Annotated in this window: 10 protein-coding genes, 1 tRNA gene and 3 rRNA genes; 12 read left to right on the forward strand and 2 right to left on the reverse strand. The window is 65.3% G+C overall.

Annotation, left to right across the window (positions count from 1 at the left end):
• Positions 1–256: 256 nt before the first annotated feature.
• From ABR738_RS29665 to ABR738_RS29680, 4 genes are read left to right on the forward strand one after another with little or no spacing between them, the layout of a single operon-like run.
• On the forward strand, positions 257–2,476 hold the full coding sequence (locus ABR738_RS29665; protein ID WP_350234802.1) for a polyribonucleotide nucleotidyltransferase: 2,220 nt from the start codon (positions 257–259) through the stop codon (positions 2,474–2,476).
• A complete protein-coding gene (locus ABR738_RS29670; protein ID WP_350233006.1) occupies positions 2,473–3,852 on the forward strand; it encodes a M16 family metallopeptidase in 1,380 nt (459 codons plus the stop codon). Before ABR738_RS29665 ends, ABR738_RS29670 begins: the two co-directional genes overlap by 4 nt.
• 19 nt (positions 3,853–3,871) lie before the next feature.
• Positions 3,872–4,624 (forward strand): 4-hydroxy-tetrahydrodipicolinate reductase, encoded by a 753-nt coding sequence (dapB, locus tag ABR738_RS29675; RefSeq protein WP_350233007.1) that lies wholly within the window; start codon positions 3,872–3,874, stop codon positions 4,622–4,624.
• Positions 4,625–4,641: 17 nt separating this feature from the next.
• The gene (locus tag ABR738_RS29680) at positions 4,642–5,094 is read left to right on the forward strand and encodes a tetratricopeptide repeat protein (protein ID WP_350233008.1); all 453 of its coding nucleotides are present in this window, start codon (positions 4,642–4,644) and stop codon (positions 5,092–5,094) included.
• Between the two features lie 113 nt (positions 5,095–5,207).
• Here ABR738_RS29680 and ABR738_RS29685 read toward each other — a convergent pair whose 3' ends face one another.
• Both ABR738_RS29685 and ABR738_RS29690 read right to left on the reverse strand, forming a co-directional pair.
• A complete protein-coding gene (locus ABR738_RS29685; RefSeq protein ID WP_350233009.1) occupies positions 5,208–5,768 on the reverse strand; it encodes an SCO5741 family PH domain-containing membrane protein in 561 nt (186 codons plus the stop codon).
• 126 nt (positions 5,769–5,894) lie between these two features.
• Positions 5,895–6,134, reverse strand: coding sequence for a hypothetical protein (locus ABR738_RS29690; RefSeq protein WP_350233010.1), 240 nt, complete (start codon positions 6,132–6,134; stop codon positions 5,895–5,897).
• A 198-nt stretch (positions 6,135–6,332) separates the two neighbouring features.
• On the opposite strand from ABR738_RS29690, the gene thyX reads away from it, so the two are divergent.
• The 8 genes from thyX to ABR738_RS29730 all read left to right on the forward strand — a co-directional run bounded on the left by thyX (position 6,333) and on the right by ABR738_RS29730 (position 16,608).
• Positions 6,333–7,073, forward strand: a complete 741-nt coding sequence (gene thyX / locus ABR738_RS29695) for an FAD-dependent thymidylate synthase (protein ID WP_350233011.1) — start codon at positions 6,333–6,335, stop codon at positions 7,071–7,073.
• 209 nt (positions 7,074–7,282) lie between these two features.
• The gene (gene dapA, locus ABR738_RS29700; RefSeq protein WP_350233012.1) at positions 7,283–8,182 is read left to right on the forward strand and encodes a 4-hydroxy-tetrahydrodipicolinate synthase; all 900 of its coding nucleotides are present in this window, start codon (positions 7,283–7,285) and stop codon (positions 8,180–8,182) included.
• 125 nt (positions 8,183–8,307) lie between these two features.
• On the forward strand, positions 8,308–9,993 hold the full coding sequence (locus ABR738_RS29705) for a ribonuclease J (protein ID WP_350233013.1): 1,686 nt from the start codon (positions 8,308–8,310) through the stop codon (positions 9,991–9,993).
• A 529-nt stretch (positions 9,994–10,522) separates the two neighbouring features.
• Positions 10,523–12,048 (forward strand): 16S ribosomal RNA (locus tag ABR738_RS29710).
• A gap of 274 nt (positions 12,049–12,322) precedes the next feature.
• Positions 12,323–15,463: ribosomal RNA gene (locus ABR738_RS29715) — 23S ribosomal RNA — on the forward strand.
• Positions 15,464–15,553: 90 nt separating this feature from the next.
• Positions 15,554–15,670 (forward strand): 5S ribosomal RNA (gene rrf / locus ABR738_RS29720).
• The 16S, 23S and 5S rRNA genes sit together here, the layout of an rRNA operon.
• Before the next feature lie 98 nt (positions 15,671–15,768).
• Positions 15,769–16,446, forward strand: a complete 678-nt coding sequence (locus tag ABR738_RS29725; RefSeq protein WP_350233014.1) for a DegT/DnrJ/EryC1/StrS family aminotransferase — start codon at positions 15,769–15,771, stop codon at positions 16,444–16,446.
• An 89-nt stretch (positions 16,447–16,535) separates the two neighbouring features.
• Positions 16,536–16,608, forward strand: a tRNA-Thr gene (locus ABR738_RS29730).
• Positions 16,609–16,639 lie beyond the last annotated feature (31 nt).

A 16,639-nucleotide genomic window follows, 5' to 3' on the forward strand; every position in this document is an offset into this window, starting at 1 on the left:
TACCGAACGCTCAGTAGTCTGGTACGGACAACAGAACACGCAGCACCGAAGACGCGACACCCCGACGCGCGCGAAGGAGCCTCCTCCGCCGCCGGTCCTCGGTAGTGGCCCCCGGACCGCAAGGCACCCCGGGCGCTTCGATCGAAGACCGGCCCGCCCCCAGGAGCGCTTCTCCGCCGTCATCCACCGTCCCCGAGCCACACGGGCAAGGGGACGAAAAGACGACAATGCAGCCAAGCAAATGGAGAAGACACTAGTGGAGAACGAGACCCACTACGCCGAGGCCGTCATCGACAACGGCACTTTCGGCACCCGCACCATCCGCTTCGAGACGGGCCGCCTGGCCAAGCAGGCCGCCGGCTCCGCCGTCGCGTACCTGGACGACGACACGATGGTCCTCTCGGCCACCACCGCGTCCAAGAAGCCCAAGGACCAGCTCGACTTCTTCCCCCTGACGGTGGACGTCGAGGAGCGCCAGTACGCGGCCGGCAAGATCCCCGGCTCGTTCTTCCGCCGCGAGGGCCGGCCCTCCGAGGACGCGATCCTCACCTGCCGCCTGATCGACCGCCCGCTGCGCCCGTCCTTCAAGAAGGGCCTGCGCAACGAGATCCAGGTCGTCGCCACGATCATGGCGCTCAACCCCGACCACCTGTACGACGTCGTCGCGATCAACGCCGCGTCCGCGTCCACCCAGCTGGCCGGCCTGCCCTTCTCCGGCCCGATCGGCGGCGTCCGCGTCGCGCTGATCAACGGCCAGTGGGTCGCCTTCCCGACGCACACCGAGCTCGAGGACGCCGTCTTCGACATGGTCGTCGCCGGTCGCGCCCTCGAGGACGGCGACGTCGCGATCATGATGGTCGAGGCCGAGGCCACCGAGAAGACGATCCAGCTCGTCAAGGGCGGCGCCGAGGCGCCGACCGAGGAGGTCGTCGCCGCCGGTCTGGACGCCGCGAAGCCCTTCATCAAGGTCCTCTGCAAGGCCCAGGCCGACCTCGCCGCCAAGGCCGCGAAGCCGACCGGCGAGTTCCCGGTCTTCCTCGACTACCAGGACGACGTCCTGGAGGCGCTGACCGCCGCGGTCAAGGGCGAGCTCGCCCAGGCGCTGACCATCGCGGGCAAGCAGGACCGCGAGGCCGAGCTGGACCGCGTCAAGGAGATCGCTGCCGACAAGCTGCTCCCGCAGTTCGAAGGCCGCGAGAAGGAGATCTCCGCCGCGTACCGCGCGCTGACCAAGAAGCTGGTCCGCGAGCGCGTCATCAAGGACAAGGTCCGCATCGACGGCCGCGGCATCACGGACATCCGTACGCTGGCCGCCGAGGTCGAGGCCATCCCGCGCGTGCACGGCTCGGCGCTCTTCGAGCGTGGCGAGACCCAGATCCTGGGCGTCACCACCCTCAACATGCTCCGTATGGAGCAGCAGCTGGACACCCTCTCCCCGGTGACCCGCAAGCGCTACATGCACAACTACAACTTCCCGCCGTACTCCGTCGGTGAGACCGGCCGCGTGGGCTCGCCCAAGCGCCGCGAGATCGGCCACGGCGCGCTCGCCGAGCGCGCCCTCGTGCCGGTGCTTCCGACGCGCGAGGAGTTCCCCTACGCGATCCGTCAGGTCTCCGAGGCCCTCGGCTCCAACGGCTCGACGTCCATGGGCTCGGTCTGCGCCTCCACCATGTCGCTCCTGAACGCCGGTGTGCCCCTCAAGGCCCCCGTCGCCGGTATCGCCATGGGCCTCATCTCCCAGGAGATCGACGGCAAGACGCACTACGTCGCCCTCACCGACATCCTCGGTGCCGAGGACGCGTTCGGCGACATGGACTTCAAGGTCGCCGGTACGAAGGAGTTCGTCACCGCGCTCCAGCTCGACACCAAGCTCGACGGCATCCCGGCCTCCGTCCTGGCCGCCGCCCTCAAGCAGGCCCGTGACGCCCGCCTCCACATCCTCGACGTGATGATGGAAGCGATCGACACGCCGGACGAGATGTCCCCCAACGCCCCGCGGATCATCACCGTCAAGATCCCCGTGGACAAGATCGGTGAGGTCATCGGCCCCAAGGGCAAGATGATCAACCAGATCCAGGAGGACACCGGCGCCGAGATCACGATCGAGGACGACGGCACCATCTACATCGGTGCCCAGATCGGCTCGCAGGCCGAGGCCGCCCGCGCCACGATCAACTCGATCGCCAACCCGACGATGCCGGAGGTCGGCGAGCGCTACCTGGGTACGGTCGTCAAGACCACCACCTTCGGCGCGTTCGTGTCCCTGATGCCCGGCAAGGACGGTCTGCTGCACATCTCGCAGATCCGCAAGCTCGCCGGCGGCAAGCGCGTCGAGAACGTCGAGGACGTGCTCGGCGTGGGCGCCAAGGTCCAGGTCGAGATCGCCGAGATCGACTCCCGCGGCAAGCTCTCCCTGGTCCCCGTGATCGAGGGCGAGACGGCCGACGAGGCCGAGAAGGACGATGCGGCCAAGTGACGTCCCGTAGTTCCCGAGCGGCGGCCCGCACCTCTTCGGAGGGGCGGGCCGTCGCCCGTACCCAAACGCTCCTGAAGGGTCAGAACGGCATCGGCACCGTCCGCCGCACGACCCTCCCCGGCGGCCTGCGGGTCGTCACCGAAACCCTTCCCTCCGTACGGTCGGCGACCTTCGGCATCTGGGTCCAGGTGGGTTCGCGCGACGAGACACCGACGCTGAACGGCGCCACGCACTACCTGGAGCACCTGCTCTTCAAGGGCACCCGCAAGCGCAGCGCCCTCGACATCTCCTCCGCCCTGGACGCGGTCGGCGGCGAGATGAACGCCTTCACGGCGAAGGAGTACACCTGCTACTACGCGCGGGTGCTCGACACCGATCTGCCGCTGGCGATCGACGTGGTGTGCGACATGCTCACCGACTCGCTGATCCTCGCCGAGGACATCGACGCCGAACGCGGCGTGATCCTCGAAGAGATCGCGATGACCGAGGACGACCCGGGCGACTGCGTGCACGACCTGTTCGCGCACACCATGCTCGGCGACACCCCCCTCGGCCGCCCGGTCCTCGGCACCGTGGACACGATCAACGCGCTCACCCAGGCGCAGATCTCGCGCTTCTACAAGAAGCACTACGACCCGCGCCACCTGGTCGTGGCGGCCGCCGGAAACGTCGACCACGCCACCGTCGTACGCCAGGTACGCAAGGCCTTCGAGAAGACCGGGGCGCTGTCCCGTACCGACGCGGTGCCCCTGGCTCCGCGCAGCGGCTCGCGCACCCTGAAGGCCACGGGCCGCGTGGAGCTCCTGAACCGCCGCACCGAACAGGCCCATGTGGTCCTCGGCATGCCGGGCCTTGCCCGCACCGACGAGCGCCGCTGGGCGCTCGGCGTCCTGAACACCGCGCTGGGCGGCGGCATGTCGTCCCGCCTGTTCCAGGAGGTCCGCGAGAAGCGCGGCCTCGCCTACAGCGTGTACTCCTACACCTCGGGCTTCGCCGACTGCGGCCTGTTCGGGGTGTACGCGGGCTGCCGCCCGAGCCAGGTCCACGACGTCCTGAAGATCTGCCGCGACGAACTGGACCGGGTCGCCCACGAAGGGCTCTCGGACGACGAGATCGGCCGCGCGGTCGGCCAGCTCTCCGGCTCCACCGTCCTCGGCCTCGAGGACACCGGCGCGCTGATGAACCGCATCGGCAAGAGCGAGCTGTGCTGGGGCTCGCAGATGTCGGTCGACGACATGCTGGCCCGGATAGCCGAAGTCACCCCGGACGAGGTCCGCGAGGTGGCCCGTGATGTCCTGGGGCAGCGTCCCTCGCTGTCCGTCATCGGCCCGCTGAAGGACAAGCAGGCCGACCGCCTCCACGAAGCGGTCGCGTAACCCTTAAGGAAGCAAGCAAATGAGCAAGCTGCGCGTGGCGGTCCTCGGTGCCAAGGGCCGGATCGGTTCCGAGGCCGTACGAGCCGTCGAGGCCGCCGACGACATGGAACTGGTCGCGGCCCTTGGCCGGGGCGACAGCCTGGACACGCTCGCCGAGAGCGGCGCCCAGGTCGCTGTCGAGCTGACCACGCCCGACTCGGTGATGGAAAACCTCGAGTTCTGTGTACGCCACGAGATCCACGCGGTGGTCGGCACCACGGGCTGGACCGAGGCCCGCCTCGCGCAGCTGAACACCTGGCTCGCCGCCGCCCCGGCGACCGGTGTGCTCATCGCGCCGAACTTCTCCATCGGCGCCGTCTTGACCATGAAGTTCGCCCAGCTCGCGGCCCCGTACTTCGAATCGGTCGAGGTCGTCGAACTGCACCACCCGAACAAGGTGGACGCCCCATCCGGCACCGCCACGCGCACCGCCCAGCTGATCGCGGCGGCCCGCGCCGAAGCGGGGGTCGGCCCCGCGCCGGACGCCACGGCCACGGCGCTTGCCGGAGCGCGCGGCGCCGACGTGGACGGCGTCCCCGTGCACGCGGTGCGGCTGCGCGGCCTCCTGGCCCACCAGGAAGTGCTGCTCGGCGCGGAGGGCGAAACCCTGACCGTGCGCCACGACTCCCTGCACCACAGCAGCTTCATGCCGGGCATCCTGCTCGGCGCCCGCCGCGTGGTGTCCACTCCCGGCCTCACCTTCGGCCTGGAACACTTCCTCGACCTCAACTGAGCGGCACCACCGGCCTCATGCGCGCGAAAATCACTTATCTCATCACGGCTGCCGTCCTGGTCTTCTACTTCGTCCTGGCCGGCAGCCGAGGCGTGTGGCTCCTCGAAGAGGGCACCTGGATCACCGTCCCCCTCGGCGTGGCCGTACTGATCCTGCCCCTGGTCGGCATCTGGTTCCTGTGGGCCAACACCCGCTTCGTGACCAAGGCCAACAAGCTGGCCGCGGAACTGGACGCCGAAGGCGGCCTGCCCGTCGACGAGTTGGTCCGCGGCCCGGGCGGCCGCGTCGACCGCGACTGCGCCGACGCCGTCTTCGCCCGGCGCAAGGCCGAGACCGAGGACGCGCCCGACGACTGGCGCTGCTGGTTCCGCCTGGCCGTCGCCTACCAGGACGCCCGCGACACCCCCCGGGCCCGCAAGGCCATGCAGCGGGCCATCGCGCTGCACGACAACAAGCCGGTCCAGGTCTGACACGTCCCGGCGAAAACCGGGACGGCGGCCGGGACGGCGGAGCGGGGTGCGGCAGGGCAGAGCGGCGAGGGGCGGGACAGGAGCGGGACGGGCCAGGGCCGGGGCGGCGCCGGTCAGCCGAGGCGGTACTCGTCGCCCCACGCCTCCACCAGGTCCGCCGCCCGGTCGAACGCCTCGCCGCGCCCAAGGAAGTCCGCGTTGCGGTCGGTGAGCAGGGGCGCGAGCGGCCCGCCCTGCGTCCGCTCGGCGATCAGGGCCTGACCCTGCACGGTCCGTGGCAGCCCGAGCCACCGCACGGGCTGCTGCACGGTGTGCACGCCACGGATCCGGGGCCAGGCCACCGTGGTGGTGGAGAAGAACGCCACCCGGCGCAGCCCGGCCCGGCTGACCCAGACACCGACGCGCAGCAGCCGCAGCGCCGAGGCGATCACGAGCACGGCGACGCCCAGGACGGCCAGCGCACCCGTCGGCTCACCGGCGGCCGCGATGATCACGGCGGCGAGCAGCACGAACGACGCGAGCAGCAGCAGCATGGCCCCGGCCGCGACCCGCCACGGGCCCGGCCGGTAGGGCCGGCGCCAGCGATCGTGGTCGTCGAAGGGCAGCGCCGCCTCGTCGTAGTACTCACCGGGTGCGTCAACTGCGCGGTCGGCCGTCAGGAAGGGCAGGGGCACGACTGATCCTCACTCACAAGCACGCTCGATTGGGCTGTGCGGGGTGAGGCTACCCAGGAGGCCACCGCGCGGCCACCTCCGGGGGTCCGGGCGCGCGTCGGCGCGTCCGGGGCCGGTCAGCGGCGGTCAGCGCCCGTTGGAGGCCTCGGACTGCTGACTGTGCGCGGGCGACTGCGGGCTCTCCATCGCGGGCAGCCCGAACAGCAGCGCGCCGGTGAGCCCGGCTATGACGGTGAGCCCGACCAGCGTCCTGCCGATGACCTGACCTGCGCTGGCGCGCTGGCGCGGCGGGGGCTCGACATTGCTGCGGTAGCGGTCGGCCTCGGCGACGAAGGCGAATGGAACGGGCTCACGCCGGCGGAACATGGGGCACATCTCCTCGGTGACTCGTGGGGCGGTCGAACGTGTTGCTGCTCACTGGTACTGACGCACGAGAGCGTCGATTGGTGCCCGAATTCCCCGAATTGGCCGAAGAATGTACTGACGAACCGTCAGAGGCGGAGTTGTCGGTGCGGCCCCGTAGAGTGGGCGCCGCCCGAGCGACGCAATTGGAAGGACCCGCCGGTGACCGACACCCCCGCCCCTGACCTCAAGCCCAGCTTCCGCAGCGACGTCACCGTGGACCTGGTGAAGCACGCGGCGTCCGACTCGGACGTGCTGTGGGCGGCCAGGGTCTCGACGGCCGGCGAGCAGTCCCTCGAAGAGCTCCAGAAGGACCCCGAGCGCTCCAAGGGCCTGATCAACTTCCTGATGCGGGACCGGCACGGCAGCCCCTTCGAGCACAACTCGATGACGTTCTTCATCAGCGCCCCGATCTTCGTCTTCCGCGAGTTCATGCGGCACCGCGTGGGCTGGTCCTACAACGAGGAATCGGGCCGCTACAGGGAGCTCCAGCCCGTCTTCTACGTCCCGGGCGACGACCGCAAGCTGGTCCAGCGGGGCCGCCCCGGCAAGTACGAGTTCGTCGAGGGCTCGGCCGAGCAGCAGGAGCTGACGGCCCGGGTCATGGAGGACTCCTACCGCCGCTCCTACGAGGCGTACCAGGAGATGCTGGCGGCGGGAGTGGCCCGCGAAGTCGCCCGCGCCACGCTCCCGGTCGGCCTCTTCTCGTCCATGTACGCGACGTGCAACGCCCGTTCGCTGATGCACTTCCTCGGCCTGCGCACCCAGCACGAGCTGGCGAAGGTGCCGTCCTTCCCGCAGCGGGAGATCGAGATGGTCGGCGAGAAGATGGAGCGCGAGTGGGCCCGGCTGATGCCGCTGACCCACGCGGCCTTCAACACCAACGGCCGGGTCGCCCCGTAGCGGCCCCTGCGGCAGCGGGGAACCCATACCGGCACAGATGTGCGGATATGCCGCGCAAAGTGTCCGTATTGCGGCGTTTCGTGAAGTTCATCTAGGCTGATCAAACGGACCCGGCACTGCTTGAACCCCCGAGCAGGCAGTGCCGGGCTCCCTTAGCCACCCGCCCCCGAGGGGGGACCCGGCGCTGAGCAGCGAGTAGCGTGTTACCCATGGCTCCGATCTCCACTCCGCAGACCCCCTTCGGGCGGGTCCTCACCGCCATGATCACGCCCTTCACGGCGGACGGCGCACTCGACCTCGACGGCGCCCAGCGACTGGCGGCCCACCTGGTCGACGCAGGCAACGACGGACTCATCGTCAACGGCACCACCGGCGAGTCCCCGACCACCAGCGACGCGGAGAAAGACCAGCTCGTACGGGCCGTACTGGAGGCCGTCGGAGACCGGGCCCACGTCGTGGCCGGAATCGGCACCAACGACACCCGCCACACCCTCGAACTCGCCCGAACGGCCCAGCGCTCCGGCGCCCACGGCCTGCTCGCGGTGACGCCGTACTACAACAAGCCCTCGCAAGAGGGCCTGCTCCAGCACTTCTCGGCCATCGCCGACGCCACCGAGCTCCCGGTGATGCTGTACGACATCCCCGGCCGCAGCGGCGTCCCCATCGACACCGAGACCCTGGTCCGGCTCGCCGAGCACCCCAGGATCGTCGCCAACAAGGACGCCAAGGGCGACCTCGGCCGCGCAGGCTGGGCCATCGCCCGCTCCGGCCTCGCCTGGTACTCCGGCGACGACATGCTCAACCTGCCGCTCCTCTCGGTCGGCGCCTGCGGCTTCGTCTCCGTCGTCGGCCACTTGGTCACCCCCGAGCTGCGCGCGCTCCTCGAGGCATACCTGGCCGGCGAGGTCACCAAGGCCACCGAGATCCACCAGCGACTGCTCCCCGTCTACACGGGCATGTTCCGTACCCAGGGAGTCATGACCACCAAGGCGGCCCTGGCCCTCAAGGGCCTGCCCGCCGGGCCGCTCCGGCTGCCCATGGTCGAACTCACACCGGAAGAAACCAGCCAGCTGGCGCTCGATCTGGCAGCCGGTGGGGTACAGCTCTAACCACAGACTTCACAACTGAATACGCGCCGGACAAACGCGCGAACCCCTACACAACAGCAAGTGCACGAATGACATACGCGCCACGTGCCCTACAGGTACGTGGCGCGTGTGGTGAGGAGAGTCTTTTGAGTCATCCGCATCCCGAACTCGGCACCCCGCCGAAGCTTCCCAAGAACGGCCTGCGCGTCACACCGCTCGGCGGTCTCGGCGAAATCGGCCGGAACATGACCGTCTTCGAGTTCAACGGCCGCCTGCTCATCGTCGACTGCGGCGTCCTCTTCCCCGAGGAGGAGCAGCCCGGCGTCGACCTGATCCTGCCCGACTTCAGCTCGATCAGGGACCGCCTCGACGACATCGAGGGCATCGTCCTGACGCACGGGCACGAAGACCACATCGGCGGCGTCCCCTACCTGCTCCGCGAGAAGCCGGACATCCCGCTGATCGGCTCCAAGCTGACCCTGGCGCTGATCGAGGCCAAGCTCCAGGAGCACCGGATCCGCCCCTACACGCTGGAGGTCGCCGAGGGCGACCGCGAGCGCCTGGGCCCCTTCGACTGCGAGTTCATCGCGGTCAACCACTCCATCCCGGACGCCCTCGCGGTGGCCATCCGCACCCCCGCGGGCCTGGCCGTCGCCACCGGCGACTTCAAGATGGACCAGCTCCCCCTCGACGGCCGCCTCACCGACCTGCACGCCTTCGCGCGTCTCAGCGAGGAGGGCATCGACCTCCTCCTGTCGGACTCGACGAACGCCGAGGTCCCCGGCTTCGTGCCGCCGGAGCGGGACATCTCCAACGTCCTGCGCAACGTCTTCGCCAACGCCGACAAGCGCATCATCGTGGCCAGCTTCGCCAGTCACGTGCACCGCATCCAGCAGATCCTGGACGCCGCGCACGAGTACGGCCGCAGGGTCGCCTTCGTCGGCCGCTCGATGGTCCGCAACATGGGCATCGCGCGCGACCTCGGCTACCTGAAGGTCCCGGCCGGCCTCGTCGTGGACGTGAAGACGCTCGACGACCTGCCCGACGACGAGATCGTGCTGGTGTGCACCGGCTCGCAGGGCGAGCCCATGGCCGCGCTGTCCCGGATGGCCAACCGCGACCACCAGATCCGCATCGTCCAGGGCGACACCGTGATCCTGGCGTCGTCGCTCATCCCGGGCAACGAGAACGCGGTCTACCGCGTCATCAACGGCCTGACCCGCTGGGGTGCCAACGTCGTCCACAAGGGCAACGCCAAGGTGCACGTCTCGGGCCACGCCTCGGCAGGCGAGCTGTTGTACTTCTACAACATCTGCAAGCCGAAGAACCTGATGCCGGTCCACGGCGAATGGCGCCACCTGCGGGCGAACGCGGAGCTCGGAGCCCTCACCGGCGTCCCGAAGAACCACATCGTCATCGCCGAGGACGGCGTGGTTGTCGACCTCGTCGATGGCAGCGCCAGGATCGTCGGCAAGGTGCAGGCGGGATACGTCTACGTCGACGGCCTCTCGGTCGGCGACGTGACGGAGTCCTCCCTGAAGGACCGCCGCATCCTCGGCGACGAGGGCATCATCTCGGTGTACGTGGTGGTGGACGCCAGCAGCGGCAAGATCACCAGCGGTCCGCACATCCAGGCCCGCGGCTCCGGCATCGAGGACTCGGCCTTCGGACCCGCGGTCTCGAAGATCGAGGAAGCCCTGAACCGGTCCGCCCAGGACGGCGTCGTCGAGCCCCACCAGCTCCAGCAGCTGATCCGGCGCTCGGTCGGCAAGTGGGTCTCGGACACCTACCGCAGGCGTCCGATGATCCTTCCCGTGGTCGTCGAGGTCTGACGGCAGCGGCAGCACTCCGGAGCGGGGCTCCTCGATTTGCATCGAGGAGCCCCGCTCCAGTAGGTTTATGTCTCCGCTCGAGGGGAACCCGGTACGGCTACACGCCGCGCAGGGCACCCGGAACGGGACGGAAATCCGGCCTCAGAATCTCTGATAAAGTCGGGCCCGCCGAAAGGGAAACGCGAAAGCGAAGAACTCGAAGCGAACCCCAATTCGACGGGGAATCGGACACGAAAGAGTCTGATAGAGTCGGAAACACGAAATACCGAAGGGAAGCGCCCGGAGGAAAGCCCGAGAGGGTGAGTACAAAGGAAGCGTCCGTTCCTTGAGAACTCAACAGCGTGCCAAAAGTCAACGCCAGATTGACAACCCCGTCTCCACTTCGGTGGGACGAGGTTCCTTTGAAAAGTCCTGCCGGCCCTCGTGGTCGTCAGGCGATTACACAGCGAGGACGCTGTGGACGGGCCGCCTTATTCCGGTGGTTCCGTCCCGCTCTTACGTGATGTGTGCACCCGATTACGGGTAAACATTCATGGAGAGTTTGATCCTGGCTCAGGACGAACGCTGGCGGCGTGCTTAACACATGCAAGTCGAACGATGAAGCCCTTCGGGGTGGATTAGTGGCGAACGGGTGAGTAACACGTGGGCAATCTGCCCTTCACTCTGGGACAAGCCCTGGAAACGGGGTCTAATACCGGATAACACTCCTCAGGGCATCTTGAGGGGTTAAAAGCTCCGGCGGTGAAGGATGAGCCCGCGGCCTATCAGCTTGTTGGTGGGGTGATGGCCTACCAAGGCGACGACGGGTAGCCGGCCTGAGAGGGCGACCGGCCACACTGGGACTGAGACACGGCCCAGACTCCTACGGGAGGCAGCAGTGGGGAATATTGCACAATGGGCGAAAGCCTGATGCAGCGACGCCGCGTGAGGGATGACGGCCTTCGGGTTGTAAACCTCTTTCAGCAGGGAAGAAGCGAAAGTGACGGTACCTGCAGAAGAAGCGCCGGCTAACTACGTGCCAGCAGCCGCGGTAATACGTAGGGCGCAAGCGTTGTCCGGAATTATTGGGCGTAAAGAGCTCGTAGGCGGCTTGTCACGTCGGATGTGAAAGCCCGGGGCTTAACCCCGGGTCTGCATTCGATACGGGCTAGCTAGAGTGTGGTAGGGGAGATCGGAATTCCTGGTGTAGCGGTGAAATGCGCAGATATCAGGAGGAACACCGGTGGCGAAGGCGGATCTCTGGGCCATTACTGACGCTGAGGAGCGAAAGCGTGGGGAGCGAACAGGATTAGATACCCTGGTAGTCCACGCCGTAAACGTTGGGAACTAGGTGTTGGCGACATTCCACGTCGTCGGTGCCGCAGCTAACGCATTAAGTTCCCCGCCTGGGGAGTACGGCCGCAAGGCTAAAACTCAAAGGAATTGACGGGGGCCCGCACAAGCAGCGGAGCATGTGGCTTAATTCGACGCAACGCGAAGAACCTTACCAAGGCTTGACATATACCGGAAACGGCTAGAGATAGTCGCCCCCTTGTGGTCGGTATACAGGTGGTGCATGGCTGTCGTCAGCTCGTGTCGTGAGATGTTGGGTTAAGTCCCGCAACGAGCGCAACCCTTGTTCTGTGTTGCCAGCATGCCCTTCGGGGTGATGGGGACTCACAGGAGACTGCCGGGGTCAACTCGGAGGAAGGTGGGGACGACGTCAAGTCATCATGCCCCTTATGTCTTGGGCTGCACACGTGCTACAATGGCCGGTACAAAGAGCTGCGATGCCGTGAGGCGGAGCGAATCTCAAAAAGCCGGTCTCAGTTCGGATTGGGGTCTGCAACTCGACCCCATGAAGTCGGAGTTGCTAGTAATCGCAGATCAGCATTGCTGCGGTGAATACGTTCCCGGGCCTTGTACACACCGCCCGTCACGTCACGAAAGTCGGTAACACCCGAAGCCGGTGGCCCAACCCCTTGTGGGAGGGAGCTGTCGAAGGTGGGACTGGCGATTGGGACGAAGTCGTAACAAGGTAGCCGTACCGGAAGGTGCGGCTGGATCACCTCCTTTCTAAGGAGCACAGTACCGATTGCAGACACATGTTCTGCACGGTCAGCTCATGGGTGGAACGTTGACTATTCGGCACGGTTCTTGAAGGTCACTAGTACTGCTTCGGCGTGGAAAGTGAACCAGAGAGGACCGGGCCGGGCACGCTGTTGGGTATCTGAAGGTACGGCCGAAAGGCTGCCTTCAAGTGCCGGCCCCAGTGCACTCACCAGGTTCTGGTGGGGTGATGGGTGGTTGGTCGTTGTTTGAGAACTGCACAGTGGACGCGAGCATCTGTGGCCAAGTTTTTAAGGGCGCACGGTGGATGCCTTGGCACCAGGAACCGATGAAGGACGTGGGAGGCCACGATAGTCCCCGGGGAGCCGTCAACCAGGCTTTGATCCGGGGGTTTCCGAATGGGGAAACCCGGCAGTCGTCATGGGCTGTCACCCATACCTGAACACATAGGGTATGTGGAGGGAACGAGGGGAAGTGAAACATCTCAGTACCCTCAGGAAGAGAAAACAACCGTGATTCCGGGAGTAGTGGCGAGCGAAACCGGATGAGGCCAAACCGTATGCGTGTGATACCCGGCAGGGGTTGCGCATGCGGGGTTGTGGGATCTCTCTTTCACAGTCTGCCGGCTGTGAGGCGAGTCAGAAACCGTTGGTGTAGGCGAAGGACATGCGAAAGGTCCGGCGTAGAGGGTAAGACCCCCGTAGCTGAAACATCAACGGCTCGTTTGAGAGACACCCAAGTAGCACGGGGCCCGAGAAATCCCGTGTGAATCTGGCGGGACCACCCGCTAAGCCTAAATATTCCCTGGTGACCGATAGCGGATAGTACCGTGAGGGAATGGTGAAAAGTACCGCGGGAGCGGAGTGAAATAGTACCTGAAACCGTGTGCCTACAAGCCGTGGGAGCGTCGCGCGCTGAGTTTACTCAGTGCGTCGTGACTGCGTGCCTTTTGAAGAATGAGCCTGCGAGTTAGCGGTGTGTAGCGAGGTTAACCCGTGTGGGGAAGCCGTAGCGAAAGCGAGTCCGAACAGGGCGCTGTGTCTTTTTAGATGCGTAGTTGCACGCTCTAGACCCGAAGCGGAGTGATCTAGCCATGGGCAGGTTGAAGCGGCTGTAAGAGGTCGTGGAGGACCGAACCCACCAGGGTTGAAAACCTGGGGGATGACCTGTGGTTAGGGGTGAAAGGCCAATCAAACTCCGTGATAGCTGGTTCTCCCCGAAATGCATTTAGGTGCAGCGTCGTGTGTTTCTTGCCGGAGGTAGAGCACTGGATAGGCGATGGGCCCTACCGGGTTACTGACCTTAGCCAAACTCCGAATGCCGGTAAGTGAGAGCGCGGCAGTGAGACTGTGGGGGATAAGCTCCATGGTCGAGAGGGAAACAGCCCAGAGCATCGACTAAGGCCCCTAAGCGTACGCTAAGTGGGAAAGGATGTGGAGTCGCAGAGACAACCAGGAGGTTGGCTTAGAAGCAGCCACCCTTGAAAGAGTGCGTAATAGCTCACTGGTCAAGTGATTCCGCGCCGACAATGTAGCGGGGCTCAAGCGTACCGCCGAAGTCGTGTCATTCCAGCACATACCCCCAACGGGGGCTGGGATGGGTAGGGGAGCGTCGTGTGCCGGGTGAAGCCGCAGCGGAAGCTAGTGGTGGACGGTTCACGAGTGAGAATGCAGGCATGAGTAGCGATACACACGTGAGAAACGTGTGCGCCGATTGACTAAGGGTTCCTGGGTCAAGCTGATCTGCCCAGGGTAAGTCGGGACCTAAGGCGAGGCCGACAGGCGTAGTCGATGGACAACCGGTTGATATTCCGGTACCCGCTTTGAAACGCCCAGTATCGAATCCATTAATGCTAAGGCCGTGAAGCCGCCCTGATCTCTTCGGAGTTGAGGGGAGTGGTGGAGCCGCTGACCCAAGGTGGTAGTAGGTAAGCGATGGGGTGACGCAGGAAGGTAGTCCAGCCCGGGCGGTGGTTGTCCCGGGGTAAGGGTGTAGGACGTGCGGTAGGCAAATCCGTCGCACATATAGTCTGAGACCTGATGCCGAGCCGATTGTGGTGAAGTGGATGATCCTATGCTGTCGAGAAAAGCCTCTAGCGAGTTTCATGGCGGCCCGTACCCTAAACCGACTCAGGTGGTCAGGTAGAGAATACCGAGGCGTTCGGGTGAACTATGGTTAAGGAACTCGGCAAAATGCCCCCGTAACTTCGGGAGAAGGGGGGCCATCACCGGTGATGAGATTTACTCTCTGAGCTGGGGGTGGCCGCAGAGACCAGCGAGAAGCGACTGTTTACTAAAAACACAGGTCCGTGCGAAGCCGTAAGGCGATGTATACGGACTGACGCCTGCCCGGTGCTGGAACGTTAAGGGGACCGGTTAGTGACCTTTCGGGGTTGCGAAGCTGAGAACTTAAGCGCCAGTAAACGGCGGTGGTAACTATAACCATCCTAAGGTAGCGAAATTCCTTGTCGGGTAAGTTCCGACCTGCACGAATGGCGTAACGACTTCTCGACTGTCTCAACCATAGGCCCGGTGAAATTGCACTACGAGTAAAGATGCTCGTTTCGCGCAGCAGGACGGAAAGACCCCGGGACCTTTACTACAGTTTGATATTGGTGTTCGGTTCGGCTTGTGTAGGATAGGTGGGAGACTTTGAAGCGGCCACGCCAGTGGTTGTGGAGTCGTCGTTGAAATACCACTCTGGTCGTGCTGGATGTCTAACCTCGGTCCGTGATCCGGATCAGGGACAGTGTCTGATGGGTAGTTTAACTGGGGCGGTTGCCTCCTAAAGAGTAACGGAGGCGCCCAAAGGTTCCCTCAGCCTGGTTGGCAATCAGGTGTTGAGTGTAAGTGCACAAGGGAGCTTGACTGTGAGACCGACGGGTCGAGCAGGGACGAAAGTCGGGACTAGTGATCCGGCGGTGGCTTGTGGAAGCGCCGTCGCTCAACGGATAAAAGGTACCCCGGGGATAACAGGCTGATCTTCCCCAAGAGTCCATATCGACGGGATGGTTTGGCACCTCGATGTCGGCTCGTCGCATCCTGGGGCTGGAGTCGGTCCCAAGGGTTGGGCTGTTCGCCCATTAAAGCGGTACGCGAGCTGGGTTTAGAACGTCGTGAGACAGTTCGGTCCCTATCCGCTGCGCGCGCAGGAACATTGAGAAGGGCTGTCCCTAGTACGAGAGGACCGGGACGGACGAACCTCTGGTGTGCCAGTTGTCCTGCCAAGGGCATGGCTGGTTGGCTACGTTCGGAAAGGATAACCGCTGAAAGCATCTAAGCGGGAAGCCTGCTTCGAGATGAGTGTTCCCACCTCCTTGAGAGGGTAAGGCTCCCAGTAGACGACTGGGTTGATAGGCCAGATGTGGAAGCCCGGTAACGGGTGGAGCTGACTGGTACTAATAGGCCGAGGGCTTGTCCTCAGTTGCTCGCGTCCACTGTGTTTGTTCTGAAGCAATGAACTCCCGCATGCCCTTTGGGGTGTGTGCTGGTCGAGTTCAACTTCATAGTGTTTCGGTGGTCATAGCGTTAGGGAAACGCCCGGTTACATTCCGAACCCGGAAGCTAAGCCTTTCAGCGCCGATGGTACTGCAGGGGGGACCCTGTGGGAGAGTAGGACGCCGCCGAACAAAACTTCAACGCTGGTCCCTGAACTTCGGTTCGGGGGCCGGCGTTTTTTTATGCCCGATCACCTGGTGTTCATGTGGCGGGTGAACGATTCCTTGTCATGGGGATGACAGGAGCACTCAAGGCGGCCGGGGTCGCGCCCGGCGACGAGGTGATCGTGCCGGCTTTCGATACCGGCGCGCTGGCCCGGGATGTCATAGCCGCCGGGGCGGTCCCGGTGTTCGCCGACATCGATCCGCTGACCTACTGCCTGGATCCCGAGTCGGTGGGCGCGGTGGTCACGTCGAGGACCGCCGCCCTCGTGCTCGTACGCCGCTTCGGGTACCCGGCCGACTCCGCGCGGTTCACGGAACTGGCCGCCGGGCACGGGGTGTTGCTCCTTGAGCAGGACGACCGGGAGGGCCTGGGCGGCGATGTGGCACAACGGCGGGAACACGCACGCTACTTGGACCGTCGGCTCGCCGGCGTGGGAACGCCCGCAGCCGCCGAGGGGCACCGCTATCAGCGGTACGTCGTGCGGGTGCCCGGCAATGGGCGGCCCGACCGGGACGCGTTCGCGCGGCTGTTGCGGCGGCGCGGGGTCGCGTGCGAGGTGCCCGTACCCACTCCGGTGCACCGGATGAGGGAGTTCCGACGCGACCAGGCGGCGCTCGCCGAGACCGAGCGGGCCGCCGACGAGACGCTTGCGTTGCCGTCGCTCGACGGGCTTTCCCTCGCGGAATTGCGGCGGTTGGTATCCGTCTGCAACGCGCTGGGCGGACTGCTGCAACCCGCATAGCCGGAACCGGTGACCATGGTTCGGAGCACCGTCTGATTCGGGGTATGCTTTATCTCGTTGGTGAGGGGGAAACCCCGAAACAACAACCGGCCCCTATAGCTCAGTCGGTAGAGCGTCTCCATGGTAAGGAGAAGGTCTGCGGTTCGATTCCGCATGGGGGCTCAGAACATCGAAAGGCCCCGCCCATTGGGCG

Origin of the sequence: Streptomyces sp. Edi4 (assembly GCF_040253615.1) — a bacterium.
Lineage (GTDB): Bacteria > Actinomycetota > Actinomycetes > Streptomycetales > Streptomycetaceae > Streptomyces.

Bases quoted from the DNA above. Each gene is read 5' to 3' on its own strand.
- dapB (WP_350233007.1), top strand. From the start codon at position 3,872: ATGAGCAAGCTGCGCGTGGCGGTCCTCGGTGCCAAGGGCCGGATCGGT.
- ABR738_RS29680 (WP_350233008.1), top strand. From the start codon at position 4,642: ATGCGCGCGAAAATCACTTATCTCATCACGGCTGCCGTCCTGGTCTTC.
- ABR738_RS29690 (WP_350233010.1), bottom strand. From the start codon at position 6,134: ATGTTCCGCCGGCGTGAGCCCGTTCCATTCGCCTTCGTCGCCGAGGCC.
- dapA (WP_350233012.1), top strand. From the start codon at position 7,283: ATGGCTCCGATCTCCACTCCGCAGACCCCCTTCGGGCGGGTCCTCACC.
- ABR738_RS29725 (WP_350233014.1), top strand. From the start codon at position 15,769: ATGGGGATGACAGGAGCACTCAAGGCGGCCGGGGTCGCGCCCGGCGAC.